The organism is Qipengyuania marincola (assembly GCF_029688625.1).
Lineage (GTDB): Bacteria > Pseudomonadota > Alphaproteobacteria > Sphingomonadales > Sphingomonadaceae > Qipengyuania.
In genome coordinates this window covers 438053-462349 of the sequence record NZ_JARULC010000002.1, presented here as the reverse complement: position 1 = coordinate 462349, position 24297 = coordinate 438053, and the positions used below count along the sequence as shown (strand labels likewise).

Here is a 24297-nt window from a genome sequence, read left to right as displayed (position 1 = left end):
TAGGATATCGGGCATGCTGATGAACAAGAATTCCTCGCCCTCCAGTGGCGAAGCGAAGCTCCATTACGGGCCGAGCGGCTTTCGCGTGCTACGGGCGGGCCAGTTCGTGACCTGCGCCATGAGCGGCGTGCCGATTTCGCTGGAGGAACTGCGCTACTGGTCGGTCGACCATCAGGAGCCTTATGCCACTGCGCAACTTGCGACGGAGCGGTTGAAGCCGTGAGTTTTGCCCGGGTCGCGCCGCTCGTCCTTCTTGCCGCAGCCTGTGTGCCCGCGTCAGCCGAACAGGCAGAGCCGCAGGGCGCGCCCGCGCCTGTCGATCTGCCGCCTGCCTCGGCAATGGAGTCCGATGCGGTGCCGTTATCCGTCCCGGTCGCGCGACAGGAAGTGCCCGCGACCTTCAGCTATGGTGGCGAGATCGAGCAGGGCGGTTGGATCCGCGGCACCGCTCCTGCGGGCACGGTGGCGCTGACGATCGGCGACACGAAGGTCCCGCTCGACGACAGTGGACGTTTCTTTGCCGGGTTCGACCGCGACGCAGGCGGTGCCGCGACGCTGGTGGCAACGCTGGCTGACGGGCGGGTCGTCCGCGACCGGCTGTCGGTCAAACCGCGCGACTGGAATATCGAGCGCGTGAATGTCGCGCGCCGCGCCGGCCGCGCCTCCGAAAGTTTCATGCAGCGCCGCCGCCCGGAACTCGATGCAATCTCGGATGCGCGCCAGCAGCGCACCGGCGCCGAGGGCTGGCGGCAGGACTTCATCTGGCCTGTCACCGGGCGAATTTCGGGCCGCTTCGGTTCGCAGCGCATCTATCGCGGCGAACCGGGCAGTTATCATTCGGGCCTCGACATCGCGGGCGGAGCGGGAACCACCTATGTCGCCCCGGCTGATGGCGTGGTAACGCTGGCAGAGCCCGATTTCAGCCTCGAAGGGCAGCTGGTGATCATCGATCACGGGCAAGGTCTCAACAGCGCCTTCCTTCACTCCGCCGAACTGTTCGTGCGCGAAGGCCAGGCGGTCAAGCAGGGCCAGCCGCTCGGTCGCATCGGTGCATCGGGCCGCGCAACCGGCCCGCACCTGCACTGGAGCATTACCTGGAATGGCGCGCGCCTCGACCCGTTGCTGTTTCTCGGGCCCATGCCGTGATCCGCGCGTGACGCGCAGCCTTTCCAGCCCGACCTGACCCGCAAAGCATGCGCCGCAAGCGTCTCCTTCTCGGTCTCGCCCTTGCTGCCGCGCTCGCGCCATCCTTGTGGGTGCGCTCCGAATTGCCACCAGCGCCGCGCGATCCCGCCGCGGCAATCACGGCCGTGCAGACAGGTTCGGCGCGAGCCGGTCCGCTGGAGCTTGTGGGGGCGTGGGAAATCACCGGGAGGGGCAGGCACTTCGGGGGCTTCTCGGCGCTGCTCGCCTTGCCCGGCGGACGGCTCCTTGCTGGAACGGATGGCGCCAACAAGCTGGTCTTCCAGCGCCCTGACAGGGAGGTGCGCACGCCGCCCCGCTTCACGCGGTTCGGAGCCGAGGACGATGCGGACAAGCTCGCCTATGATCTCGAGTCCCTCGCCTATGATCCCGTCGCCGGGATAATTTGGGGCGGATACGAAGGCAGCAATGCAATCCGCCGGTTCGGGCGTGACCTGCAGCCCCAGACTTTCGTGAGCATTCCCGAAATGCAAGACTGGGGAGAAAACAGCGGACCCGAAGCCATGGTGCGAATGGGTGACGGCCGGTTTCTCGTCATCGAGGAAGACCGGCTGCGTTGGTCGAGGAACTCCCATCGGGCGCTGCTATTCGATGACGATCCGCTCAAGGCGAAGCGACCGGCGCGACTAAGGATAGAAGTCCCGTATGACTATAGTCCAGTAGACATGAGTCCGCTGGGCACGGACCGGGTCGTCGTACTTCTGCGTGACTTCTCGGTCGGTTTGCCACTTCGCTTCCGGACCGCAATCGCGGTACTCGACACAGCCGATTTGGCCGAGGGAAAGGTGGTCGAGCTTGAGCTCGTCACCGAGCTCGGCGACGATTTCCCGCAAGACAATTACGAAGGTCTCACCCTCACACAGGACGCCGACGGGACGCACCTCTGGCTGGTGTCCGACGACAATCTCATGAGCTACCAGCACAGCTATCTGCTCAAGCTGCGCTGGGACGAGGCAGCGACCCCGCAACGGAAAAAGGCGCGCGAGTGATCCCGCGCGCCCTTGCGTGATTCGGTCCTGACAGCGCCGCGGCGCCAGCTTCTTACGAAGCGGCGGCAGCCTTCTTCAGCTCGCGCTTCACCTTGAGCGCATTGGCCGAAAGCTTCTCGTCCTTGGTCTTCAGGAGCCAGTTGTCGAGGCCGCCATTGTGTTCGACCGAACGCAGGCCCTGCGTCGACACGCGGAACTTGAAGCTGCGGTCGAGCTTTTCGCTCAACAGCGTGACGTTCTGCAGGTTCGGCAGGAAGACCTTCTTGGTCTTGTTGTTGGCGTGGCTCACATTGTGGCCGACCTGGCGGCCTTTGCCGGTGAGTTCGCAGATGCGCGACATGATACGTCTCTCGTTCGGTTCGAATGGTTGGGCGAGTGCCCTTCGCCGCGTGAAAACAGCGGTCGGGGCCTCGGTTTATCCCGGAAAGCCGCGCGCATAGCGACGGGGGTGCGAATCGTCAAGCACGTTGCGCCCCTGCCGCCAGCGGGCTAGCGCGCAGCTGATATGCCCGGCTGGACCCTTCCGCAACCCATGCAGCGCGCGCTCGATCTGGCCGCACAGTCTGCCGCCGCGGGCGAAGTGCCGGTGGGCGCTGTCGTGACGCGCGCGGGCGAGGTCATCGCCGAAGCGCACAACATGCCGCGCGAGAACCATGATCCCACCGCCCATGCCGAAATCCTCGCTATCCGACGCGCAGCGCAGGCGCTGGGCGATGAACGCCTGACCGATTGCGAGCTGTGGGTCACGCTCGAACCCTGCGCCATGTGCGCGGGCGCGATCGTCCACGCGCGTATCGGCAAGCTCTATTATGGTGCCAGCGACCCCAAGGGCGGCGCAGTCGAGCACGGCGCGCGGGTGTTCGAACAGAAACAGTGCCTGCACCGGCCCGAGGTGTATGCGGGCATGGGAGAGGCGCGCGCGGCAGAGCTGCTGCGAGGGTTCTTTAAGGCGCGAAGGTGATGCTCAATCCTCGAGCCAGGCGATCGCTTCCTCCATCCCGTCGAGTTCGAATGCCTTGATGTCCGCCTTGACGAATGTGGCCGTGAACTCGGCGTAGCGACGCACCCACGCGGGTCCCCCGACGATTGCATAGCGCTCGAGCTTGCGAGCGATGTCGAGTTTTCCGGCAAGCACTTCGCGGCTAAGCAATCGGTCGAGATCGAAACCGTGCCATTTTCGGATCACCAGCAGCAGCTTTCGGCAATCGGAGTCCTCCAGCCGCTTGCGAATCATCGCGATTGCGCGCTCGGACTCCTCACGATCGAGGCGACCAGCCAATTCCCAGGCGGCGATGTCCGGCTTGCCGATGGCGAGTTCATGCACGGCCCCGGTGTGCGGTGCGTCGGCTTCTTCGAGCACCCAGGCACGCGCGGCCTCCGCCTCATCCTCGTCGTAGACTTCGTAGACCACGCCAGGCAACAGGGCGCTTTCGAGCCGCGCCCCGGTTCTTATCCATTCCTCGTCAGCGATGATCGCTATCCGGTCGAGTCCGTAGATCCACCTGAGCAGGTTGGGCATATGAGCAAGTTCGATGGCGACAGCAGCGAAAGTGAAACCTGAAACGGCGGTCACGTCGATGAGCAAATTGCCGCCACCGCCAGCCTGGTTGCGCTCTTTCGCGAACTCCACCAGCCGCTCCGCGTCGGCTTGCTGGAAGTCGGCCATGACGGCGAGGCGATGCGCTGTCTCCGAGATTGTCTCGATTTCGATCATGCCGTGACTATGCCCCGTGTGGCCCCCCGATGTCATTGACCTCGATCAAGTCAGAGCCCGCGCCAGATTTTCGCTTGCGCCCCATCTTGCGCGCCGAGACGCCGCCTATCGCAAGCGTTCGGCATGAAGCGCTTGTCGTAGCAGAGGCGCAGTTCCTGCAGCCAGCCGCGCGAATTCAGCTTCACGCCTATCGCTTCGCGCGGCCAGCCGGGGTTGGCATCGACGAAACGCGTCCGGATCGTGCCGGCGGTCAGATCGTCCTCTCGGCTGATGCGATCGAAATCGGGAATGCGCAGGCCATTCCACAGAATGCGCGTGACCTTGAAGTAGGTGGCGGGTCGGCGTGTCATGCAGCTGCCGTGCTTGGCCCATTGCCGCGCCAGCAGGCGGGCCGAGGGGGACAGGCACATGTTCGCGCGCAGGTCGCGCGCTTGCAGCTGCCGCCGGGACCCGCACCATTGCGGCCACGTCCGCCCGCTTTCGGGCCAGAGTCCGTGCACCATCAGGCCGAACCGCCCAGCGCGACCAGAGCACTGTCGCGCATCGGCCGCTCGCATTTCGCGCCCCTTGCAGAATTCCGGGCTCCATCCCAGCGCCAGCGTATAGCCCGTTACCGGCAACCGCCGGGTGGGCGCATCGGGCCGGATTTGCGGTATTTCGACAGCCCCGGGCAACCGGCACTGATAGGCCTGCGCGACAGCGGGCGCCGCGAGGCAGGTGAACCCGAGCGATCCGCAGGCGACGAGCGTGCGAAATAAACTACGGCGCGTGGAAGGAGTCGTCATCGCTCTTCGCAAACCATTCCCGCGCGTCCTTGCGGAAAAGATACGACGCACCCACCGCGGCGAACACGACCGCCATGAGGTCGGTGACGACGCTGGCGTCGAGAGCGGTTCCCGCCAGGCGCCGGATGGCTGCGTAACCGGCGTAGAGGATTGCTGCGACCAGCAGCCAGCGCGCGGCGCCCCAGCGCGAGAGGACGATGGCGGCCCACATGACCATGGAGAGAACGACGAACATGGCGAGCGAAGACACCAGCAGGACGAAGCCCATGTTTTTCGATCTGGGCCTCGTTTCGCGCGCGAGCATTTCGGTGAAGACCTCCATGCCGGCCCAGCCGAGCGCAGTCGACAGGATGCTCGCCCCCACGGCGAGGAAATACCACAGCTCGAAACGACTGATCGATTCTGGTTTCACCGATTTCTCTCCCCACCCGTCGGAAGAGATGACTTATCGGGGCGAAGGCGTAAAGGGCGCCTGAATATTCGTGCACACACGCCCACGCGCCATTCGGTCAGGGTCGTGGCCTGGCGAACCACTCTCGGGCATCGGCACGAAACAGCAGGGCCGTGGCCACGAGTTGCAGGATCGTGACCACCACTCCCAGTATATCCGGAAGCGTAATGCCGCTCTCGAAACCGTAGCTGCCGAACAGCAGGCCGATCGCGACCAGCGCGACCAGCAGCCATTTCGCGATAGCACTCGCGCGGCGGGCGATGAAATACCACAGGATGAGGGGGATGAGCAGGCTCGCGGCAACAACCGTCAGCACGAGCGGTCCCCCCATCCCGGCGAGAGCCGGTTCGCTCTCGACCTCGGCAACGAGCATTCCGTAGGAAAGCACCGCGTTGAGCATCGCAAGGGCGAGCGAGAGGAGAAACAGCCGCTCGAACCACACAATCGACGATGGACGCATACTCTGCCCTCTTCCCCTGCCCTCTTGCGCCAGCGATGCCGCAAAGTCAGAGCGGGGTAAAGTCCAGTCCGATATCGGCGGCCGGGGCACTCTGAGTCAGGCGGCCGACCGAGACATAGTCGACGCCCGTCGCTGCCCTGGCCTTGATGGTTTCGAGTGTGATGCCACCACTGGCTTCGGTCGGCACGCGCCCATCCACGATCGCGACAGCCTCGCGCAAGGTCGGCGGATCCATATTGTCGAGCAGCAGACGGGTCGCACCGGCCTGCAGCGCTGGTTCGATCTGGTCGATGCGGTCGACTTCGCAGATAATGTCCGAGACGCCGGCGGCCACCGCGCGGCGCACTGCTTCGCCTACCGAGCCGGCGACGAGCACATGATTGTCCTTGATCATCGCTGCGTCCCACAAGCCCATGCGGTGATTGGCCCCGCCGCCCATGCGCACGGCGTATTTCTCCAGATGGCGGAGGCCGGGAATGGTCTTGCGCGTGTCGAGCAGGGTGCAGTCGGGATTGTCCATCGCGGCCACATATTCGGCGACCATGGTGGCGATGCCGGAAAGGTGCTGCACAGTATTGAGCGCGCTGCGTTCGGCGGTCAGCATTGCGCGGGCATTTCCTCGCAAATGCATGAGGTCGGTCCCGGCGGGCACGCTCGCGCCCTCCTCAACAAGGATGTCGACCGTCATGTCTGGATCGAGCGCACGGAAGAACGCCTCGGCAGCCGGAAGACCCGCGACATGGATTGCGTCGCGCGTGTCCATCACGCCCGCAAACCGCGCCTCGGCAGGAATCACGCTCTCGCTGGTTACGTCAATCCCGCCGCCTGGCAGGCCCTCGCCCAGATCTTCGGCCAGCGTGTCGCGGACGAACTCGTCGATTTCGAAGCCAGGCAGGTCAAAAGCCAACTATTGTCTCCAGTTCCGACCGGCAGGTGAGGTCAGGCCGACCGCCCGCAGCGGGTGCAGCTTTGCTGCACGTCGAGCGAGGACGAACCCGCGGATGCGGCTTCAAAATCAAAAGATCAATGAACGAAGCGCGCCACGACATCGCGGTAGCTGCGCGAGACCTTCACTTCCGCGCCCGAATCCAGCACCAGGAAACATTCGCCGTTAGTGTGCGGTTTCACCTGCCGGACCTGGTCCAGGTTGACGATCGTCGAACGATGGACGCGCTGGAACTTGCGCGGATCGAGCCGGCGTTCGAGATCCTTCATCGTTTCACGCAGGATCAGCGAATTGTCGCCGGTGTAGATGCACATGTAGTCGCCGGCCGCCTCGATATGCTCGATCGTGCCGACCTCCACGCGGAAAATCTGGCCGCGATCCTTCACGTTGATGAGCTTTTCGTAGCGCCCGGCGGCTTCGGCATCGTCCTCGCCCATGCTCTCTGCCGCTTCGGGGGCCACTTCGGACAGCACGTTCTTGAGCCGCTCGACATCGTCGCTGCTCTTCTTTTCGGCAAGGCGCTGGCGCACGCGCTCGATCGTGTCGGCCAGCTTGTCCTCGTCGACCGGCTTCATCAGGTAATTGACGGCATTGGCCTCGAACGCGCGAATGGCATGTTCCTGGAATGCGGTGACGAAGACGAACAGCGGCGGGTCGATCTCCATCACGCCCTGGACGACGGAAAAGCCGTCGAAGCCGGGCATCTGGATGTCGAGGAAGACGAGGTCGGGTTTCAGCGTCTTGATCGCCCGGATCGCCTCGCGACCGTTCTGGCAGGTTTCGATGATCTCCACATCCTCGAACGCTTCGAGGCGGAGCTGGAGACCTTGGATGGCGAGCTTCTCGTCATCGACGAGGATGGTGCGAATAGTCATGTCGTTTGCGGTGCCTTCCGGGGGGATTGCAGCTGTCCAACGGGCGAGGGACCCGCTGGTTTCGGGGGTGCTGCGGTTTGGGGGTGCGTTTCTGGCGCTGCGCTTAACGCCTCGGGCGCTTCGTCCGATTCCAGGGGCAGTTCGATGAGAACCGAGAAGCCGCCGCTTTCGGGCGAGCGAATTTCGAACCGGTGTTCCTCGCCATAGGCCTGCGCCAGCCGATCGCGGATATTGGTGAGGCCGACGCCGGTGGAATCGCGCCGCGCCCGGCTGGGGCGAACGGCGGGCAGCCCGGCCTCGACATTGTCGACCGTCATGCCGGGACCGGTGTCGGACACGGTCACGCGGAGCCGCGGCCCGACAACCTGCGCGATGACCGAGATTTCGGCCCCTTCCTCGAGCGGGCTGACGGCATATTTGATGGCATTCTCCACCAGCGGCTGCAGCAGCATGGCAGGTAGGCAGGCCTTCGCCGCCTCCGGCTCGACCGTGAAGCTGGTGCGCAGCCGCTCTTCGAACCGCATGCGCTCGATATCGAGATAGAGTTTCAGCGTCTCCACCTCCTGCGCCACCGTCACTTTGCCGCCGGGTTGCGTCACCAGCGTATGGCGCAGGAAGCTGGAGAGGCGCGTCAGCATGGCATTGGCCGTCTCGCTCTGCTTCAGCAGCACCAGCGTGCTGATCGAATTGAGAGTGTTGAACAGGAAATGCGGATTGAGTTGGTAGCGCAGCATGGCCAGCTGCGCACTGGTCGCCTGCGCTTCGAGCCGTTCCAGCCGGTCGGCCTGCTCTTCGACCTGGAGGAAGAAATTGATCGCGTAATACAGCGCCGACCAAGCGCCGAGCAGCGTGAGGTCGATGAAGTAGATGCCGACGAACAGGCTCGCGAAATTGCTGGTCGTGGCGCCGCCGGCGACTTCGAGCACCCAGCTGTCGATAAAGGCATAGACTGCGACCGCCACGGCCAGCACGAGCGCCGTGGCGCCCCAGGTGACTAGCGGCCTCTGCTTGATAAGCTGGCCGTAGATCACGGCGAGGATCAGGCTGAGCGAGAAACCCGTGATCGTCGCGATGAGGATGATGACAAGTCGATCCGGCGGCTGCCCGTTGGCCAGCGCCGACATGGCGCGCAACATCGTCGCCCCGCCCCAGCCGGCCAGCTGGAGGTTCCAGAACGCCTGATTCTTGTTCGCGAAGAAGGGCGTCGGACGGATGGGCAATACGGCCATTGCCGCCTTCTCTAGCGCAATTGCGGCGAACTGCGCCAGTCGCTACACTGTGCAGCGAAGCCAGAGCGAGTGAGAGGTGCGATGGGCATTCAGGAAAATATCGAACATTCGGCCATGGAACGTGCGAAATTCCGCGAGATGAAGGAAGGCACCAAGGAAGATTGGCAGCTGATCGCGGGCGAGTATCGCGAGTTTGCCAAAGGGCTGCCCGACCGGGTGCTCGATCACCTCAAGCTGCTCGACGGCGATTTCGGCGGCTTCCCCGTGTGCCGGCTGGAGCATTCGCTGCAGACTGCGACCCGCGCGCATCGCGACGGGCGCGACGAGCAATATGTCGTGATGGCGCTGCTGCACGATATCGGCGACACGCTCGGCAGCTACAACCACCCGGAGGTCGCCGCGTCGATCATCAAGCCCTTCGTCAGCGAGGAAGTACACTGGATCTGCCAGAACCACGGCGCTTTCCAGGGCTATTACTATTTCCATTTCCTCGGCATGGACCGGAACGCGCGCGACCAGTTCCAGGACAACCCGCATTTCGAGGCGTGCCGCGAATTCTGCGAGAAATACGATCAGGCGGCCTTCGATCCGGATTACGACAGCGAGCCGCTCGAGTTCTTCGAACCGATGGTGCGGCGGGTCATGGCGAAGCCGCTTGCTTCGGCTTATGCAAAGGCGCTGGACGAGTAACGCCTAGCCCTCGGCATCCAGCGCCTCGCGCAGACGCTCGTAGGGCACCAGCCCCTCGATAACCTCGTTTCCGGCCACGAAGCTTGGCGTGCCCGAGAAGCCGAGCGAGCGGGCCAGCGCCATGGTCTCGGCAATCTGTGCACTCGCCTCGCCCGAGGCGGCAAATTTCTCGGCGGCTGCCATGTCGAGGCCGGCAATTTCGCTCGCGCGCGCGATGTTTTCGGGCGTCGGGCGGCCAAGGTCGAACATGGCATGGTAGTAATCGGCGTATTTGCCCTGGCGCGCAGCGGCGAGGCCCATGCGGGCCGCTTGCTCGCTGCCGTCGAAAATGGGCCATTCGCGCACGACCACTTTCAGGTCCGGATCGGCGGCCACGAGCTGGTCGAGCGCTTCGACGCTCTGGCGGCAATAGGTGCAGCCGTAGTCGGTGAACTTGACCAGCACCTTCGTGCCCTGCGGATTGCCGAGTACCGCGCCGGGAAAGCCGTCGCGCACTTCGTCGGCCACCCCGGCCAGCCGGTCCTGCGCCTCGCCGCGCTGATAGGCTTCGGCCATTTCGGGCAGGATCTCGGGATTGTCGATCAGGTAGGCGCGGGTCGAGCCATGGCCGAGGCCGGTGAACGACCACAGGGCTGCGCCGGCAAACCCGAACACGAGCGCGATGAGCGCGGTAAGCACATGCGATTTCATGATTCTTGCGTCCGCCCGTCTATCGTCGTCGGTCGCAGTTGCGACCCTTTTCCATCTCGCATTGCTGCTCCAGCAGGGCGCGGGCCTGCAAGCCGATATCCTGCGCGCGCAGCCAGTCTGGCGTCCCGTGCGGCAGGCCGGCCTCGGCCACCTGCGCGCTGCGCATGGCGAGCGCATATTGCCCGCTCATCACCTGCTGTTCGGCGCTTGCGAGGCGCGCGCGGGGCATATCGCCATTCGCCGCATAGACGACGCCCAGTTGGTACCATGCGAAAGGATTGTAGCGATCGCGCCCGATGGCCGCGCGCAGGACCTTCTCCGCCTCGTGATAATTCGAGGTCTCTTCGGTGGCGATCAGCGCGTGGCCGAACATGCTGGCGATCAACGGTTCGGAATTGGTCAGCAAGGTCGCGCGGCGTAGCGGCGACAGCGCCTCGTCCGGCCGACCCGATTCGAGCAGGACCTGCCCCTTCAGCTCAAGGAAATAGGGATCGTTCGGGTCCTTCTCCAGCAAGGCATCGGCGGCCTCCAGCGCGCGGTCGACCCGCGCGGTCTTGTGATAGGCATAGGCGCGGGCATAGAGCGCCGGGATCGTCTGGACGGTTTCGGGATAGTCGCGGAGCGTCTCGTTCGGCTTGGCGATGTAGCCGGTCAGCTTGGCTTTCACGCGTTCGAACTTTGCCTGGTGCGCGGCATTGCGCGGCGCGTCCCATGCGGGATCGGCCTCGTATACCTCGCGCAGAGTGGATATCCGGTCGCCGGACAGCGGGTGGGTGCGGTAAAAGCCTGCCTCGTCCGACTGCGAATAGCCGTAGCGGAATTCCTGGTTGAGCAGCTTGCCGAAGAAATCGAGCGAACCGCGTCCGGAAATTCCCGCCTTGGAGAGATATTCCGCGCCCGCCAGATCGGCCGAGGCTTCCTGCGTGCGCGTGAAGGCGAGGAACTTGCCCATCGCCGCCTGCTGGCCCAGCGCCATGATACCGGCTGCCGCCTCGCCAGCGCCTGCCAATGCGGCGCCGATCCCCGCCAGCACGGACAGCAGCGAGATGCGCGACGCCGTGCCGATGCCTTCGCCATAGCGGATGATGTGCCCGCCGGTGATATGGCCCAGCTCGTGGGCGATGACCCCCTGAACCTCTTCGGCCGTGTCGGCCGCTTCGATCAGGCCGCTGTGGATGTAGACCGCCTGGCCACCCGCGACGAAGGCATTGATCGAGGGATCGTTGATCAGGACGATGTCGACATTCGTCGGCTCCAGCCCGGCGGCCTCGATCAGAGGAGCGGAAATCTCGTCGAGAAACCGCTCGGTCTCGGCATCGCGCAAGACGCTTTGCGCGGCCACCGGCTGCGCGGCCAGCATGGCAGCGGCAAGGATTGCGAGCAGGCGGGACACAAGCCGCGAGATGGGGCGTGATACGGGGCGCATTGTGCGCAACGCTAAGGCAGTTTGGCCTGAACGGGAACTGAAACCGGCGCGGTGGAACGGAGGAATTGCGCGACCCTGTCGAACACCTGCGGATTCCGGCGCCAGGGATTGGCCAGCGCCAGCAGCGGATCGTTGTGTGACTTGCCCGGCAGATAAAGCGATTCGACGCGCGCGCCGCTGGCTTCGAGCGCAGCCTCGAGTGCGCGGGTGTTGCGCGGCTTTACCACCGTATCTTCCTCGCCATGGACCAGCAGTATGGGCGGCGCGCCGGCCCGGGCCTGGTTTACCGGTTGGCTTTCCGGCCCGGCGCCGACACTGGCGAAAGCGGCGCGGCTGCGATCGGTGTCGAAGGGGTAGAAATCGTACGGACCGGCAAGGCCAACGACCCCGCGGATCGCCTCGCCAGGCACTCCGGCCTCTTCCAGCCAGCGCCGCTCCAGCGCGACCTGGACGGCATTATAGGCCCCGGCGGAATGGCCCGAAAGCACCATGCGCGACGGATCGCCCCCGTGGCGAGCGATGTCGTCGTGCACCCAGCCGGCGACGGCGGCGGTGTCCTGCAGCATGGCGGGATAGCGGCCGGGCCCGTTCATCCGGTAGCCGCCCAGCACGACGACATAGCCTTCGGGCACCAGATTGCGCGCGACGAAGCCGTAATCGTCCGGGTCGCCATGCGCCCAGGCCCCGCCGTGATAGAAGATCAGCACCGGCTGCGGCCCGCGTGCCGCCGGATCGCGATAGACACGCAGCTTCTGTTCCGGGTGCTCGCCATAGCGCGCGACGCGAACAAGCTCAACGCCGCGCGACGGACCGGCGATGCGATCGACGGTATCGAGAACCGCGGGCCCGTTGGACCGGATCGCCAGCCACAGCGCGCCGCCTGCGACGAGCGCAACGAGCGCCAGTATGCCGAGAACCTTCATCGTCCGCCTCATGCCTTTCTCGGGTCGGTTTTCTCGACCGTATCGACGATGGCGCGCGTTTCCTCGTCGGCCAGCAGGCCGATCGAAGCGAGGAAATCGTGGCCTGTCTTGTAGCTGTCGCCCAGCCAGAGTGGAATCTTCGCCGCTTCGATGGCGGCCTTGGCGGCGTGTTCTTCCGGGCTCATCGCCTCGCCCACCTTGCGGATGAAGATCGCGCGCACCCGGTCCGGATTGGCGACGGCAATATCGCCGAATGCGGTGAGGTCGCCCTGGCCGTCATCGCCGATCAGCGCGAATTTCAGCTCCGGATAGGTCGCGAGGATGCCCTCGATCGCCGCGCGTTTGTGCGCGCCGTGGCTGCCGGAGCCGAAGGTTTCGCGATTGAGGCCCCAGTCGCGCAGCATGATCGGCCCGAGCGGGAGGCCGCGCCCCTCGATATAGGTGACGAGATAGCTAAACAGGTTCCACGGGCTGGAGGAGACGTAGAAGAAAGGACGTTCGCTCGCCGGGCGGTGTTCGCCGGCATGGCCCGCGCCTTCGGGCAGAACGTCGCCTCCGCCCAGCGCGCTGTAAAAGACATCGGCGCCGGGCACGAGGATGCGCTCTTCCGGCATCTGCAACAGGACGCGCCGCCAATTGCGAAGGACGGCGCGAAAATCGCCGGTGATGCCGGTTTCGATGATGGTATCGTCGATATCGGAGATCACGCCCAGCGCGGCGCCGCTGCCGGGTGCAAGAACGTGGCCATCGAGGCAATGCTCGCCTTCGCCATTGCGCCAGTGGAAGACGACCGTTTCCCATTCGGGCTTCGCCGCCAGCGGCCAATCGCCATCGAGGCGTATGTCGAAGCGCGCGAAGCCTTCCTTGTCGGTGAGGGCCTGGTGACGCGAGGCCTTGCCGTCGGGGCTGACGATTTCGAGCTCGACCGGAAGATCGGCCTCCTCGTGGCTGGCGAACTGGGACAGCATCGTGCGCGCTGCGCGCCACTTGCCCCGTTTCTCGAACCCGCCGCTGCGCGACCGCAGCGCCCGCGCTGTGATGTGGAGCCGCTGTTCGTTGCGGTAGCCGAAATAGGGCTGGATACGGACGGGTGCCGTGGGAAGGAAGGGCATGGCCGCGCTGGCTAGCGAAACCGGCGCCTGCTCGGCAACCGGAAACTTGGTCGGGCAGCGCGGACTTAAGAGTCGAGCAGCTTGCGCGCCGAGCGTTCGAGTGCCGGAACATCCTCGGGCAATTCACCCAGGACGACGACTTGGCCCGTGGGCGTGCGCCGCACCATGACGAGGGCGAATTCCGGACCGTCGCCCGCAAGGTCCTCGAGCGATAGCGGCGCGAGTTCGCGCAGCTTCTTCGCCAGCGCGGGCTTGACCGAATTGTGGTCTTCGACCGCCTTGCCCTGTTCTTCCTTGCGCGCCCGGCGCTCGGCCTGGACGACGCCCTTCAGCCCGCCTTCGGCTGCATGCAGGAAGCTGGCGAGCGCGCCGCGTTCGACCTTCAGCCGGTGGGCATGCGACAGTACGGCGGCGTATTCGGTCAGGCGCGTCTTGTCATAATCCGCGCCGAAGACCAGCTTGACCACCGGCGTCATCGGCGCGCGGTCCTGAACGGTCAGGCCATTGTCCTGCAGCAATTCGTCAAAGCCTGCCGGATCGTCCTGCGTCTCGAGGCTGAAGTCATAGGCGAGCGCGACCGCAGCATAGAGCGCCTTGCGGCTGCGATCCTCGGTGTTCTGCGCGGCCTGTGCCTGCTCGCGCGCGGCGGCCAGGCAATCGTAGAGCCCTTCGGGCGCGTCCTGCGGGTCGACCACAATGGCGGGCAGCGGTTCGTCGACGGTGTCGGGCGCGTTCTCAGGCGCGACTTCCTCGCGGGCTTCCGCGCTTTCGGCGACCACCGGATCGCTTTCGTCGATATCCGTCGGTTGAACCGGGGCCAGCTCGTGAAGGTCGAAGGCAGGCTCGACCTCCTCTTCGTCCTCTGCGGGCGGAGGCGAATAGGCTTCGGGCATCGGGAAGGTAATCGTCGGCTCGTCGTCGGCAATGCTCGGCGTCGGGTCGGCCAGCGAAAGATCGACGGCCTTCTTGGTCCGTTCGCCGCGGCTCACCAGCGAGATCAGGCTGCTCGAGGCTTCCTCGTCTTCCAGCGGATCGACCAGATCGTCGACATCGTCGGTTTCGGGCTCCTCGTCGAAATCGGGAAGGCCGTAATCGGCAGCGGTGCGAATGCCGCTGTCGTAGTCGTCATAGGAATCGGGGTCGCCATAGTCGGGCTCGTCCTGCCCCGGATGCGCTCCGATCGGATTGCCGAGTGCGTCGACGCCGCGCGGCGCACGGGCCACGGCTTCTGTCCCGGCCTCGTTCGCGACGTCGTCCGACATCGGCGCTTCCACGCCGAAGCTCGGCATCGGCATTCCGCCGTCGTCATCCGCTGCGACCATCTCGGCATTCGAGAGATCGAGGATGTCGCCATGCTGTGCCTGGTCGTCATCATCGCCAGCGGTGAGGGTTTCGGCGGTTTCCAGGGCGGCTTCAACGCCGTCCGCTTCTTCGTCCACCTCGTCGTAATCGCCGAGCGACTGGCCGATCTCGCGCAGCAATTCATCCGCGGTCGCGGCGTCGGCCATCTCTTTCCAATTGATCACACCATAGATGAAATCGATCGTCTCATTGTCGCTCGAATAGGGCAGCAGGATGCCGCGATAGAGCACGGTCACGCCGCGCTCGTTCATGAACTCCGCTTCGAAACCGATCGGCGCCTGATTGGCGAGGATCTGCATGTAGTGGTCGGTAATTCGACTCAGGACCGAGCGAGACGGCACGTCGGACAGCCGCACGATCAGTTCGTCGTGCCCGCATTCCTCGGACAATTCCGCACCGACATACTGGACGACCGGGTCATCGATGCCGTCGCTGAAGTCCAACAGCACGGAATAGGGCCCGAAATCGTCGAGACTGTCGGGCTCGAGATCGGTGACGTCGGGATAATTGCGCTCGCCGAGCAGGCTGGCCCAGTGATTATAGGCGCGCACCTGCATGCGGCGCTCGTCCTGGCCGACCGGCGACGGCGGCGCATCCATGTCGGTATCGTCCTCGTCGACGTAATCGTCGATCGGGTCTTCCGCTTCATGCGCGCCGAAATAGCCGCCCAGCCTGTCCATGAATTCCGATGCCCCCGAGAATTGTGCTCGTTCGTGCATCGATATGGGCGCGCGTGGTAAACATATGGTTAAACACGTTTGCCAACCCTTTGCGCCAGCAGGGTCTTGTCAGCGTCTAAAGCAGATAGCGCATCCGGATGGTCAATTTCTGATCGGCAGCACCGACGGGGAAGACGGCGTCCGAAAAGGATGGCGGCCCCATCTGCACCTTCGCGTCGCGCGAAAAGCCGAAGCCTTCCTTGGGCATCATGCCCAGCGCGCGATCCGCCTTGCCGTTGCCATTCTCGTCATGCAGCAGCGCAATGGCATATTTGCCAGGCTTCACGCCGGTGAAGGTGAAGGTGACGCTGCCCGCATGGGCCTCGGCCGTGGCAGCATAGGCGCCCGCTACGCCGCGGCATTTGGGAAATTTCGTTTCGTCGCGCGTCATGCAGGCGCGCACGATGCCATTGGCATTGCGCAGGTCGGTCACCGTCACCGTGACTTTGGCCTGTTCCACCGCCGGGGAGGTGCCGGCCAGCGCGAACCACGCGGGAACGGCCACCACTGCGGCCAGCGCCTTCGTCAGATGCGCGCGCTCAGACCGCGATCGGTTCCGCACAGGCGATCCCAGAAGCGAAAATAGAGGCCGTAGTTGCATAGATAGTCTTCGTGATGGCGTTGATGGTGGCTGGCCGTTATCAGCCATCCGCCTAACCGAGAGTGAACCAGGCGGCGCGGAAACATCTCCCATCCCATGTGGTTGGTGACGCCCATCACCGTCATCACAGCCAGAACCACGCCCAGCATGGCGACATGGATCGGGACGAGGAACACGAGCAGGGGGATCACGATCGCGCCGGTCAGCGCCTCCCACGGATGGAAGCTCATCGCCGCCCAAGCGGTGGGCGGCCGGCTGGCATGATGGACGGCATGCGCGACCCGGAAGACGCGCGGCCGGTGCATCCAGCGGTGGGTCCAGTAGAACCACGTATCATGCGCAAATAGGTAGAGCAGCGGCGCCAGCGGCAGGTACCACAGCGGATAGTCGCTCCAGCCGGTGTAGATCCGTGTCCACCCCAGCTCCTGCCAGGCCCAGGCGACAAGACCCGCGGGAATACCGTAGATCGCCGCGGACACCATCGACCATCCGATCTCGCGCCGGATCTGTGGGCCCAGACGGCCGTGATGCCCCGGACGCACCCGGCTCGTCAGTAAGGCGAAGAAGCCGCTGCTGGCCAGATAGCGCAAGGCGACGATCCCGGTCATCGCCAGCGCGGAAAGAAGGATGCCGGTCCACATAATGCCGCAACGGTCTATGGCCTACGCCGTCGCCATCGGGCAAGCGTAGATGTCAATTGCCGAGGCCCCAGGGGGCGCAGTGTTGATCGGCGGCCACGGTCATGCGCCGCATCGCTGCGCGCGCCAGTCGCTCGACCTCGGCCTTGCGGCGCGCGGCGGCCAGCGGGTGGAGGGGCGCGGGACGCAGGATTTCCCCGTCATAACCATCCGCGACGATGATTCCGCAGCAATCGGGGCGGTAATCCTGCCCTTCGAACGGCGCCCGGTCGAGACTCGGCGGCACGCCCCAGTAGAACCGGTCGCAGAAGTCGAGATAGTCGGGCCATTTGCCGTCGCCCAGCAGGTCGCCCCGCTGCACCTTGATCTCCACGATGATCACGCGCCCCTTCGCATCCACGCCCATCAGGTCGGCTCGGCGCCCGTTGCGAAGCGGCATTTCCGCAAGGCACCAGATGTCGTTGCGCGCGAACAGGCGGGCGATCCCGCGTGCGACGGCTGCGGCGGTGTCGGATTGAGCCGTATCGGGGGCCGCGTCGGACTGGGCCGTGTGGGATTGGGCGAGATCGGATGGAGCAAGAGCCGGATTCGTCATGTCCGTGAATTGGAACATACAGCGAACCCAGTCAAGCCGCAGGGGGGAATGGCCGACGCTATCGGGCGTCGTGCTCGTCTAATACCAGCGCCAGGATCGCGGCGCGTGCCACGTGGAATTCGCGCCACAGGGTCATGGCCGCTGCCGTGGTATCCTTGCCGCTCGCCGTCAGCGAAAGGAGCGCGCGCAGACCCGGCTGCATGACTGCCGCAAGATCGTCTATACCGTTGGCGACCAGCTCGTAGGCACGATCTTCCTGCTGCGCCGCGCGGATCGGCAGGGAGGCGATTTCCGCGCTCGATTCCTCACGCCCCAGCTGTGCGAGGCCAGCAACCGCCGTTGCCGCCTCGTGCACCGCGTCCCACCGATTGGCGAGTTCCTCGACCGTCGGTCGACTGTGGCGCGCCGGCGATGCGGGTGGCAGCATGGTCGCCTGGGCGAGATCGAAGACGGGGACTGGTGCACTCATATCCGCCATCGGTAAGCGCGCCGCCTTGCCAAAAGGCTAACGCACGCACCTTCGCGGTCGTCGCGCAGTTTATGCTGGCGAGCGCCCGCACCCTTTGCTAAGCGCCCCGCTCGGCCAGCGGCCGCGCAAGCAGCCCGCAAGCACCCGTAGCTCAGCTGGATAGAGCGCTGCCCTCCGAAGGCAGAGGTCACAGGTTCGAATCCTGTCGGGTGCGCCAGCTTTTTTCGCCATTCGACGCGCTGTCCAAGCCAGCTCCTTCAATCTCGAGAAAGGTTGCGCGTGTCAGCCTTACTGGCATGGCGCCACTGCGGCGGCGCGCCAGCACAATGTGATGGCGGCCCACTCGCGATTTGATTAGGGCCGCATGATGATCGAGCAATTGCTGACCGATTATGCACCCTGGATCGGCCTCGCGATCCTGATCGGGCTGTTCGCATTGTTCGCGACCGAGCGGTTTGCGCCGGTCACCGTCGCGGTGGGCGGCGCGGCCGTCATGCTCGTGCTCGGCTATCTGCCGCGAAGCGAGATGGAGCAGGTCTTTGCCAATCCCGCCCCCATCACCATTGCGGCCATGTTCATCCTCTCGGGCGCCCTCATCCGCACCGGCGTGGTGGAGGCGCTGGCCAGCATTGCGGAGCGACGCACCGAGAAGCGACCGCGTCGCTCCATCGCCGAATTGCTCGGCGGCACGTTCTTCGCCTCGTCGCTGGTCAACAACACGCCGGTGGTCATCATCCTTGTGCCGGTCATCCAGAAGATCGCCAAGCTGGCCGGCTCGACCTCCAGCAGGTTGCTGATCCCGCTCTCCTACCTGTCGATTCTCGGCGGCACACTGACTCTGATCGGGACCTCCACCAACCTGCTTGTCGATGGCGTCGCACAGCGCGCGGGCGAGCCCGCTTTCGGAATATTCGAGCTGACGGGCGTCGGGCTGATCGCCGCAGCTACGGGCATAGCCTTCCTGATGCTGACAGGCCGGTTCCTGCTGCCGGACCGTGACGAGGCGCCGTCGAAGGATGGAAGTCGCGCACTTGAACAGCGCTATCTCACCCAGGTGAGGATCGCGCCGGGCGACCCGGCGCTCGGGGGAAAATATGGCGGGATGTCCGAATTTTCCCGGTCCGGCGTCCGCCTTGTCGGCATAGAGCGCTCCGGCGTCGTCATGCGCACCGGACTGGGTGAGGAGACGGTAACCGAAGGCGATCTGATGTTGATCGCCGCCAGCCAGACCGAGCTTCTTTCGCTGGCCCAGAACCGCGGGGCGAGCCTTGGCCTTTCGATGCGGGGGTACCCCGATCAGGAGGAGGTGCGGATCGTCGAAGCGTCGATTTCGCCCAGCCACCCCACACTGGGCCGCCGCCTCTCGGAAGTCCCGTTCCTCGCCAAGACCGGCGCGCGGATCCTCGGCATGTCCCGCTCGCGTCACCTGCCTGGCCCGACCCTGGGCGACGCGCGCCTGCGCGCCGCCGATCACCTGCTTATCGAGGGCGGACCGGCATGCATTGCCGCGATCGAGAGCAATGTGAACCTGATCAACATCTCGACCCCCGAAACCCGGCCCTTCCGCCGCGTCAGGGCGCCGATTGCCGTGCTGACCATGCTCGGCATCATTTTCCTGGCCGCGATCGAGGTGTGGACGATCGAGCTGCTGGCGATCACCGGAGTCGCGGTCGTGCTGCTGACGCGCTGCATCGACCCGGAAGAGGCCTGGCGCAGCATCGACGGCAATGTCATCGTCCTGATCTTCGGAATGCTGGCAGTGGGTGTCGGGCTGGAAGGGGCCGGGACAGTCGACCTCATCGTGGATGCCGCCCTTCCGCTGCTGGTCGATCTTTCGCCCTTCGCCCTGTTGCTCGCGATCTACCTGCTGACCTCCGTGCTCACCGAGGCTGTCACCAACAATGCCGTGGCCGTGATCATGACGCCGATCGTCCTGACGCTGGCGAGCGATCTGGGGATCGATCCGCGGCCACTGCTTTTCGCCGTGATGTTTGCCGCCTCGGCAAGTTTCGCGACCCCTGTGGGATACCAGACCAACACGATCGTCTATGCTGCCGGAAGTTACCGGTTCGTGGATTTCCTGAAGATCGGCGCGCCGATGAATGTTGTCGTCGGGCTGGCGACCTGCGCGGCCATTCAACAGATGATCTGGCAGTAAGCAGCGCTTCGCGCGTCACGCGTCGCCAGGCTCTGTCCGGTTTCTCCCGACCGTCGCCACGATGCTCGCGACATCGGCGTAAAGGTCGGCAAAGGCGGCGCTCGCCCGCCACGCCGCCGCGATGCTGCGGTGTTCCGACCACCCCTCCGGCTCGACGATCTTGACGACGTCGAGGCCCCCGGCTTCGGACAGGATGTAGAGTTCGGGAAGCAGGGCCAGCCCGACGCCCGATCCCACCATCTGCTGCACCGCATCGAGGCTTGTGCCTTCGTAATCGGCCAGGAAGCTCGCGCCGAGCCGTTCGCAGATTTCGGTCAATTGGCGATGATAGTGATGGCGATGATCGAGCGTCAGGAAGGTGCGCCCGCGGAAGTCGTCCGGAGTCAAAGCCCCCCTTCCCACCAAGGGATCGTCGGGCGGGGCGACGATGCGCAAGCGTTCGCGAAAGAGCGGTTCGATATGCAAGTTCTTGCCGGCGATCGGCAGGGGCGAGAGGACCATGTCGAGCTCGCCCGCCGCGAGTTCTGCCTGTTGCAGGCTCGGGATGCCTTCGCGAATGAACAGGCGCAGGTCGGGATAGCGTTCGTGGACCAGCTTGATCACCCGCGGCATCAGATAGGGGCCGAGCGTCGGCGTCACCCCGAACCGGATCGATCCCGCGGGGCGTGCGGCCAGCCGGTCCGCCGCATCGCGCAAATCGCGCATGGACGAGACGACGGCCTTGGCCTTGCCCAGCAGCTCGCGGCCGTGCGGGGTCGGCTGCATGCCCTTGGGAACGCGTTCGAAGAGCTTGAGGCCGAGCCGGTCCTCGAGAGTCTTGAGCTGCTGGCTCAGCGCCGGCTGGGTCAATCCCAGCGACAGGGCCGCTTCGCCCATATTGCCCGTTTCCGCGAGGCGCATGACGATTTCGATCTGGCGCAGGGTCGGCATATCGCCATTAGAATAACTTATCGCGACGATGCAAGTTTTCGAATTGGATTATCGGGCACCTGCACCGCACATGGGGTTCATCGAATGATGGAGAATCCGATGTCCGGCAAATCGCCCGATGAAAAGATCATGATCCCGTATTTGCAGAAGCTGGTGCGCGAGCACCGTGCGCTCAATCGGCTGATCGACACGTCGAAATCCATCGGCTCGCGGGACGAGGTCAAATCGCTGAAGCGCCTGCGGCTTCGCCTGAAAGACAAGATCGTCGCACTGCGACGCCACTATTACGGTCGCGGCATAGCCGGTTGACCAGACAGGCGGCGGTCCGGAGCGACCCTCCCCAAACTCCTCCCGGATCGCCGCCCATTTTCCCATGAACCAGCCATCCCCCACCGAGCGCCTGCGCGCATTCATCGCCAGCGAAAGCGCTGGCGGCATCATGCTGATCATCGCGGCAGCCATAGCGCTTTTCGTCGCGAATTCGGCGTTGCTGCCCGAGTACCGCAGCTTCCTGGCCACCCCGGTTCATTTCACCGCGGGCGATCTCGTCGCGATCGAAAAGCCGTTGCTGCTGTGGATCAACGACGGGCTGATGGCGCTCTTCTTCTTCCTGATCGGCCTCGAGGTCAAACGCGAGATCGTGACCGGGCAGCTGCGGTCGTGGAAGCAGGCGTCGCTGCCGGTCTATGCCGCGATCGGCGGCATGGTGGTGCCCGCGCTGGTTTTCGTCGCCATCAATCTCGGTTCGCCGGAAAATATTCGCGGCTGGGCCATACCGGCTGCGACCGACATCGCCTTTGCGCTCGGGCTGCTTGCCTTGCTCGGCAGCCGCGTGCCCGTGGCGCTCAAGGCATTGCTGCTCGCTGTCGCGATCATCGACGATATCGGCGCCATCGCAATCATCGCGCTGTTCTATACCGAGAACATGAACCTCGGCGCCCTTGCGCTGGCCCTGGTTCCGGCGGCGGGAATGCTCCTGCTCAACCGCGCCGGTGTCGCGCGCACCATTCCCTATTTCCTGCTCGGCGCGTTCCTGTGGATCTGCGTGCTCAAATCCGGCGTGCATGCGACTCTGGCAGGCGTGGCGACCGCGATGTTCGTACCGATTGCCGTGGGCGAAGAGCGACCGCTGGAGCGGCTCGAACATGCGCTTCACCCTTGGGTTGCGTTCCTGATCCTGCCGATCTTCGCTTTTGCGAATGCCGGTGTGTCCTTTGTGGGCGCGGGGCTCGAAGCGCTGTTCGCCCCGCTTTCGCTTGGGATCGCCGCGGGGCTCGTGGTCGGCAAGCAGGTAGGTATCTTCGGGGCCTGCTGGATCGCGGCGAAGAGCGGGCTTGCGACCATGCCGCCCGAGGTGACCTGGCGTCACGTCTACGGCCTTTCCTGCCTCGCCGGGATCGGATTTACCATGAGCCTGTTCATCGGCGGTCTGGCTTTCGTCGACCCGGCCCAGGTCGATGCCGTCAAGATGGGCGTCCTGACCGGATCGCTTATTTCCGCAACCATCGGAATGACGGTGCTGGCCAATGCCCGCCCCGCTACCGCTCCCCTGCGCAAGGCAATGACCGATGCCTGAATTCCTGCTGGTCGACTGGCTGGGCACCCCGATCTGGTTGTGGGCCGCCTTCCTGACCATCGTCATCGTCCTGACCGCCTTCGACCTCGGGGTGCTCCACAAGGAGGACCGCGAGCTTGGCATCGCGGAGAGCCTGAAGCTCAGCGTCTTCTACATCGGCGTCGCGCTGCTGTTCGGCGTGTGGGTCTGGTTCGAGCGCGGCGAGCAGTCGGGCATGGAATATTTCACCGGCTTCTTCATCGAAAAGGCGCTGTCGATCGACAATGTCTTCGTGATCAGCCTCATCTTCACCTATTTCGCGATCCCGCCGAAATATCAGTATCGCGCGCTCCTGTGGGGCATCATGGCCGTCATCGTACTGCGTGGCCTGATGATTGCAGGCGGTGCGGCGCTGCTGGCTGAAGCCTATTGGGTGCTCTACCTCTTCGCGGCCTTCCTGGTGTTCACCGGAATCAAGATGTTCTTCGCCGGTGACGAGCCGATGGACGTGGGCAAGAACCCGGTCGTGCTGTGGATCAGCCGCCACATGCGGGTGACCAAGGAACTCCACGCGCAGCGTTTCTTCGTGAAGGTGCCGGACGAGAAGACCGGCCGCATGGTCCGGGCCGCCACACCGCTGTTCCTGGCGCTGGTGGTCATCAACCTCGCCGACCTCGTTTTCGCGGTGGACAGCGTGCCGGCGATCTTCGCGATCACGACCGACACCTTCATCGTCTATACCTCGAACATCTTCGCCATCCTCGGCCTGCGCGCGCTGTACTTCGCCCTCGCCGCGATGGTGCATCGGTTCCACTATCTGAAATACGCGCTGGCCGCCGTACTCGTCTTCATCGGCAGCAAGATCTTCGTCGCCGATTTCGTCCTCGACGGCGCCAAGTTTCCGGCCTGGATCAGCCTGGGCACGACCGCGGCGCTGATCGCCGCCGGTGTCCTCTACTCGCTGTGGAAGACCCGCGGCGAGGAAGAGGCCGACTGGCCCGCCGAACCTCGACACCCCGCCGCCGACCGGCGGGAGGGATTGGAAAACCTTGTGGACGGGAGACCCAAGGAGTTTTCGAAATGAAGAAAATCGCTGTGCTTGCCGCCGCTCTCGGCGTCGGCCTGGCATCGCCTGCCATGGCGCAGGATGCCGGAGACGTTCAGATCAAGGGCTTCATCACTGGCGTCCTGCCCGATGGCGAGATCACCGAGGTCGAAACCGACCTGATCGGATTGCCCGTCGGATCGCAGACCCGCGCAACCAATGCCTACGTTCCGACCGTGGCAGTCGAATATTTCGTGTCGCCCAATTTTTCGCTCGAGACGATCTGCTGCGTGACGCCGCATGACGTGCGCGGCGCCGGCGCGCTGGCCGGGGCGGAATTGATCGACGACGCGATCATTCTGCCCGCGACGATCACCGCCAAGTACCACTTCCAGCTGGGCGGCGGCATCAAGCCCTATATCGGCGCCGGTCCGACATATTTCCTCATCTTTAGCGAAGATGTCGGTGCCGATGCTGCCGCTCTGGGCGCCACCGATGTCGACCTGTCGGACGAGTTCGGTTTCGTCCTGCAGGCCGGCGTCGATGTCCCGCTCAACGATCGCGGGCTCGGCCTCTCGCTGGATGCCAAGCGCTATTTCGTCGGCACCACCGCGACCTTCTCGGCCGGCGATACCGTCGCCCTGCAGACCGAGCACGATCTCGACCCCTGGGTCGTCAGCGCCGGCCTCTCGCTTCGCTTCTGATCGGGCCTGATCAGGCCCCACTAATCCA

The 24297-nt window shown here is 64.7% G+C and carries 28 protein-coding genes and 1 tRNA gene; 11 read left to right on the top strand and 18 right to left on the bottom strand.

Features of this window, described 5'->3' with window-relative positions:
- Positions 1-13 precede the first annotated feature (13 nt).
- From P8Q88_RS07490 to P8Q88_RS07480, 3 genes are read left to right on the top strand one after another with little or no spacing between them, the layout of a single operon-like run.
- Positions 14-223 (top strand): DUF2093 domain-containing protein, encoded by a 210-nt coding sequence (locus tag P8Q88_RS07490; RefSeq protein ID WP_278323223.1) that lies wholly within the window; start codon positions 14-16, stop codon positions 221-223.
- Positions 220-1146, top strand: a complete 927-nt coding sequence (locus P8Q88_RS07485; protein ID WP_278323222.1) for a M23 family metallopeptidase — start codon at positions 220-222, stop codon at positions 1144-1146. Before P8Q88_RS07490 ends, P8Q88_RS07485 begins: the two co-directional genes overlap by 4 nt.
- 47 nt (positions 1147-1193) lie before the next feature.
- Positions 1194-2192: an esterase-like activity of phytase family protein gene (locus P8Q88_RS07480; protein ID WP_278323221.1), complete on the top strand. Its 999-nt coding sequence runs from the start codon at positions 1194-1196 to the stop codon at positions 2190-2192.
- 52 nt (positions 2193-2244) lie between these two features.
- Here the strand turns inward: P8Q88_RS07480 and rpmB are convergent, their stop codons facing one another.
- A complete protein-coding gene (rpmB, locus tag P8Q88_RS07475) occupies positions 2245-2532 on the bottom strand; it encodes a 50S ribosomal protein L28 (protein ID WP_200981761.1) in 288 nt (95 codons plus the stop codon).
- Positions 2533-2697: 165 nt separating this feature from the next.
- Here rpmB and P8Q88_RS07470 point away from each other — a divergent pair, with 165 nt between their 5' ends.
- A complete protein-coding gene (locus tag P8Q88_RS07470) occupies positions 2698-3153 on the top strand; it encodes a nucleoside deaminase (protein ID WP_278323220.1) in 456 nt (151 codons plus the stop codon).
- A 3-nt stretch (positions 3154-3156) separates the two neighbouring features.
- Here P8Q88_RS07470 and P8Q88_RS07465 read toward each other — a convergent pair whose 3' ends face one another.
- From P8Q88_RS07465 to P8Q88_RS07435, 7 genes are all read right to left on the bottom strand, one after another.
- A complete protein-coding gene (locus P8Q88_RS07465; RefSeq protein WP_278323219.1) occupies positions 3157-3906 on the bottom strand; it encodes a SpoIIAA family protein in 750 nt (249 codons plus the stop codon).
- A gap of 50 nt (positions 3907-3956) precedes the next feature.
- Positions 3957-4691, bottom strand: coding sequence for a ribonuclease T2 family protein (locus P8Q88_RS07460; RefSeq protein WP_278323218.1), 735 nt, complete (start codon positions 4689-4691; stop codon positions 3957-3959).
- Positions 4666-5103, bottom strand: a complete 438-nt coding sequence (locus tag P8Q88_RS07455; protein ID WP_278323217.1) for a hypothetical protein — start codon at positions 5101-5103, stop codon at positions 4666-4668. Before P8Q88_RS07455 ends, P8Q88_RS07460 begins: the two co-directional genes overlap by 26 nt.
- 97 nt (positions 5104-5200) lie before the next feature.
- A complete protein-coding gene (locus P8Q88_RS07450) occupies positions 5201-5602 on the bottom strand; it encodes a hypothetical protein (RefSeq protein ID WP_278323216.1) in 402 nt (133 codons plus the stop codon).
- A gap of 46 nt (positions 5603-5648) precedes the next feature.
- Complete coding sequence (gene nadC / locus P8Q88_RS07445; protein ID WP_278323215.1) at positions 5649-6509, bottom strand: carboxylating nicotinate-nucleotide diphosphorylase; 861 nt, start codon at positions 6507-6509, stop codon at positions 5649-5651.
- Positions 6510-6625: 116 nt separating this feature from the next.
- A complete protein-coding gene (locus tag P8Q88_RS07440) occupies positions 6626-7423 on the bottom strand; it encodes a LytR/AlgR family response regulator transcription factor (RefSeq protein WP_278323214.1) in 798 nt (265 codons plus the stop codon).
- Positions 7420-8652: a sensor histidine kinase gene (locus P8Q88_RS07435; RefSeq protein ID WP_278323213.1), complete on the bottom strand. Its 1233-nt coding sequence runs from the start codon at positions 8650-8652 to the stop codon at positions 7420-7422. The genes P8Q88_RS07440 and P8Q88_RS07435 overlap by 4 nt, the downstream gene beginning before the upstream one ends.
- 81 nt (positions 8653-8733) lie before the next feature.
- Here P8Q88_RS07435 and P8Q88_RS07430 point away from each other — a divergent pair, with 81 nt between their 5' ends.
- Positions 8734-9342 (top strand): HD domain-containing protein, encoded by a 609-nt coding sequence (locus P8Q88_RS07430; RefSeq protein WP_278323212.1) that lies wholly within the window; start codon positions 8734-8736, stop codon positions 9340-9342.
- Positions 9343-9345: 3 nt separating this feature from the next.
- On the opposite strand, the gene P8Q88_RS07425 is transcribed toward P8Q88_RS07430, so the two are convergent.
- The 9 genes from P8Q88_RS07425 to P8Q88_RS07385 form a co-directional block, all read right to left on the bottom strand.
- A complete protein-coding gene (locus P8Q88_RS07425; RefSeq protein WP_278323211.1) occupies positions 9346-10032 on the bottom strand; it encodes a DsbA family protein in 687 nt (228 codons plus the stop codon).
- A gap of 19 nt (positions 10033-10051) precedes the next feature.
- Entirely contained in the window at positions 10052-11458 is a 1407-nt protein-coding gene (locus P8Q88_RS07420) for a M48 family metalloprotease (protein ID WP_278323210.1), read from the bottom strand.
- An 11-nt stretch (positions 11459-11469) separates the two neighbouring features.
- Positions 11470-12381, bottom strand: coding sequence for an alpha/beta hydrolase (locus P8Q88_RS07415; protein WP_278323209.1), 912 nt, complete (start codon positions 12379-12381; stop codon positions 11470-11472).
- Positions 12382-12389: 8 nt separating this feature from the next.
- Positions 12390-13493: a phosphatase domain-containing protein gene (locus P8Q88_RS07410; protein WP_278323208.1), complete on the bottom strand. Its 1104-nt coding sequence runs from the start codon at positions 13491-13493 to the stop codon at positions 12390-12392.
- 65 nt (positions 13494-13558) lie between these two features.
- Positions 13559-15574: a PAS domain-containing protein gene (locus P8Q88_RS15060; RefSeq protein WP_446532540.1), complete on the bottom strand. Its 2016-nt coding sequence runs from the start codon at positions 15572-15574 to the stop codon at positions 13559-13561.
- A 76-nt stretch (positions 15575-15650) separates the two neighbouring features.
- Complete coding sequence (locus P8Q88_RS07400) at positions 15651-16079, bottom strand: DUF2141 domain-containing protein (protein WP_278323207.1); 429 nt, start codon at positions 16077-16079, stop codon at positions 15651-15653.
- A 20-nt stretch (positions 16080-16099) separates the two neighbouring features.
- On the bottom strand, positions 16100-16816 hold the full coding sequence (locus P8Q88_RS07395) for a sterol desaturase family protein (protein ID WP_278323206.1): 717 nt from the start codon (positions 16814-16816) through the stop codon (positions 16100-16102).
- A 52-nt stretch (positions 16817-16868) separates the two neighbouring features.
- Positions 16869-17426, bottom strand: a complete 558-nt coding sequence (locus tag P8Q88_RS07390; protein ID WP_278323205.1) for an MmcB family DNA repair protein — start codon at positions 17424-17426, stop codon at positions 16869-16871.
- Positions 17427-17466: 40 nt separating this feature from the next.
- A complete protein-coding gene (locus tag P8Q88_RS07385; protein ID WP_278323204.1) occupies positions 17467-17877 on the bottom strand; it encodes a hypothetical protein in 411 nt (136 codons plus the stop codon).
- A gap of 140 nt (positions 17878-18017) precedes the next feature.
- On the opposite strand from P8Q88_RS07385, the gene P8Q88_RS07380 reads away from it, so the two are divergent.
- Positions 18018-18094: transfer RNA gene (locus P8Q88_RS07380), tRNA-Arg, on the top strand.
- Between the two features lie 150 nt (positions 18095-18244).
- Positions 18245-20035 carry an SLC13 family permease gene (locus P8Q88_RS07375; protein WP_278323203.1) on the top strand — a complete coding sequence of 597 codons (1791 nt, stop codon included), beginning with the start codon at positions 18245-18247 and terminating at the stop codon, positions 20033-20035.
- A 15-nt stretch (positions 20036-20050) separates the two neighbouring features.
- Here P8Q88_RS07375 and P8Q88_RS07370 read toward each other — a convergent pair whose 3' ends face one another.
- Positions 20051-20965, bottom strand: coding sequence for a hydrogen peroxide-inducible genes activator (locus tag P8Q88_RS07370; protein ID WP_278323202.1), 915 nt, complete (start codon positions 20963-20965; stop codon positions 20051-20053).
- Between the two features lie 99 nt (positions 20966-21064).
- On the opposite strand from P8Q88_RS07370, the gene P8Q88_RS07365 reads away from it, so the two are divergent.
- From P8Q88_RS07365 to P8Q88_RS07350, 4 genes are all read left to right on the top strand, one after another.
- Positions 21065-21274 (top strand): HP1242/YdcH family protein, encoded by a 210-nt coding sequence (locus tag P8Q88_RS07365; protein WP_278323201.1) that lies wholly within the window; start codon positions 21065-21067, stop codon positions 21272-21274.
- A 64-nt stretch (positions 21275-21338) separates the two neighbouring features.
- Positions 21339-22541 carry a Na+/H+ antiporter NhaA gene (gene nhaA / locus P8Q88_RS07360; RefSeq protein ID WP_278323200.1) on the top strand — a complete coding sequence of 401 codons (1203 nt, stop codon included), beginning with the start codon at positions 21339-21341 and terminating at the stop codon, positions 22539-22541.
- Entirely contained in the window at positions 22534-23604 is a 1071-nt protein-coding gene (locus tag P8Q88_RS07355) for a TerC family protein (protein WP_278323199.1), read from the top strand. The genes nhaA and P8Q88_RS07355 overlap by 8 nt, the downstream gene beginning before the upstream one ends.
- Entirely contained in the window at positions 23601-24269 is a 669-nt protein-coding gene (locus P8Q88_RS07350; RefSeq protein WP_278323198.1) for an OmpW/AlkL family protein, read from the top strand. Before P8Q88_RS07355 ends, P8Q88_RS07350 begins: the two co-directional genes overlap by 4 nt.
- Positions 24270-24297 lie beyond the last annotated feature (28 nt).

What these genes read in the sequence shown, in the direction of transcription:
- P8Q88_RS07415 (WP_278323209.1), bottom strand. Translation starts at nt 12,381, where the DNA reads ATGAAGGTTCTCGGCATACTGGCGCTCGTTGCGCTCGTCGCAGGCGGC.
- P8Q88_RS07375 (WP_278323203.1), top strand. Translation starts at nt 18,245, where the DNA reads ATGATCGAGCAATTGCTGACCGATTATGCACCCTGGATCGGCCTCGCG.
- nhaA (WP_278323200.1), top strand. Translation starts at nt 21,339, where the DNA reads ATGAACCAGCCATCCCCCACCGAGCGCCTGCGCGCATTCATCGCCAGC.
- P8Q88_RS07450 (WP_278323216.1), bottom strand. Translation starts at nt 5,602, where the DNA reads ATGCGTCCATCGTCGATTGTGTGGTTCGAGCGGCTGTTTCTCCTCTCG.
- P8Q88_RS07420 (WP_278323210.1), bottom strand. Translation starts at nt 11,458, where the DNA reads ATGCGCCCCGTATCACGCCCCATCTCGCGGCTTGTGTCCCGCCTGCTC.
- rpmB (WP_200981761.1), bottom strand. Translation starts at nt 2,532, where the DNA reads ATGTCGCGCATCTGCGAACTCACCGGCAAAGGCCGCCAGGTCGGCCAC.
- P8Q88_RS07355 (WP_278323199.1), top strand. Translation starts at nt 22,534, where the DNA reads ATGCCTGAATTCCTGCTGGTCGACTGGCTGGGCACCCCGATCTGGTTG.
- P8Q88_RS07365 (WP_278323201.1), top strand. Translation starts at nt 21,065, where the DNA reads ATGTCCGGCAAATCGCCCGATGAAAAGATCATGATCCCGTATTTGCAG.
- P8Q88_RS07465 (WP_278323219.1), bottom strand. Translation starts at nt 3,906, where the DNA reads ATGATCGAAATCGAGACAATCTCGGAGACAGCGCATCGCCTCGCCGTC.
- P8Q88_RS07425 (WP_278323211.1), bottom strand. Translation starts at nt 10,032, where the DNA reads ATGAAATCGCATGTGCTTACCGCGCTCATCGCGCTCGTGTTCGGGTTT.
- P8Q88_RS07430 (WP_278323212.1), top strand. Translation starts at nt 8,734, where the DNA reads ATGGGCATTCAGGAAAATATCGAACATTCGGCCATGGAACGTGCGAAA.
- P8Q88_RS07385 (WP_278323204.1), bottom strand. Translation starts at nt 17,877, where the DNA reads ATGAGTGCACCAGTCCCCGTCTTCGATCTCGCCCAGGCGACCATGCTG.
- P8Q88_RS07395 (WP_278323206.1), bottom strand. Translation starts at nt 16,816, where the DNA reads ATGTGGACCGGCATCCTTCTTTCCGCGCTGGCGATGACCGGGATCGTC.
- P8Q88_RS07435 (WP_278323213.1), bottom strand. Translation starts at nt 8,652, where the DNA reads ATGGCCGTATTGCCCATCCGTCCGACGCCCTTCTTCGCGAACAAGAAT.
- P8Q88_RS07370 (WP_278323202.1), bottom strand. Translation starts at nt 20,965, where the DNA reads ATGCCGACCCTGCGCCAGATCGAAATCGTCATGCGCCTCGCGGAAACG.
- P8Q88_RS07480 (WP_278323221.1), top strand. Translation starts at nt 1,194, where the DNA reads ATGCGCCGCAAGCGTCTCCTTCTCGGTCTCGCCCTTGCTGCCGCGCTC.
- P8Q88_RS15060 (WP_446532540.1), bottom strand. Translation starts at nt 15,574, where the DNA reads ATGCACGAACGAGCACAATTCTCGGGGGCATCGGAATTCATGGACAGG.
- P8Q88_RS07390 (WP_278323205.1), bottom strand. Translation starts at nt 17,426, where the DNA reads ATGTTCCAATTCACGGACATGACGAATCCGGCTCTTGCTCCATCCGAT.
- P8Q88_RS07440 (WP_278323214.1), bottom strand. Translation starts at nt 7,423, where the DNA reads ATGACTATTCGCACCATCCTCGTCGATGACGAGAAGCTCGCCATCCAA.
- P8Q88_RS07410 (WP_278323208.1), bottom strand. Translation starts at nt 13,493, where the DNA reads ATGCCCTTCCTTCCCACGGCACCCGTCCGTATCCAGCCCTATTTCGGC.
- P8Q88_RS07350 (WP_278323198.1), top strand. Translation starts at nt 23,601, where the DNA reads ATGAAGAAAATCGCTGTGCTTGCCGCCGCTCTCGGCGTCGGCCTGGCA.
- P8Q88_RS07470 (WP_278323220.1), top strand. Translation starts at nt 2,698, where the DNA reads ATGCCCGGCTGGACCCTTCCGCAACCCATGCAGCGCGCGCTCGATCTG.
- P8Q88_RS07460 (WP_278323218.1), bottom strand. Translation starts at nt 4,691, where the DNA reads ATGACGACTCCTTCCACGCGCCGTAGTTTATTTCGCACGCTCGTCGCC.
- P8Q88_RS07490 (WP_278323223.1), top strand. Translation starts at nt 14, where the DNA reads ATGCTGATGAACAAGAATTCCTCGCCCTCCAGTGGCGAAGCGAAGCTC.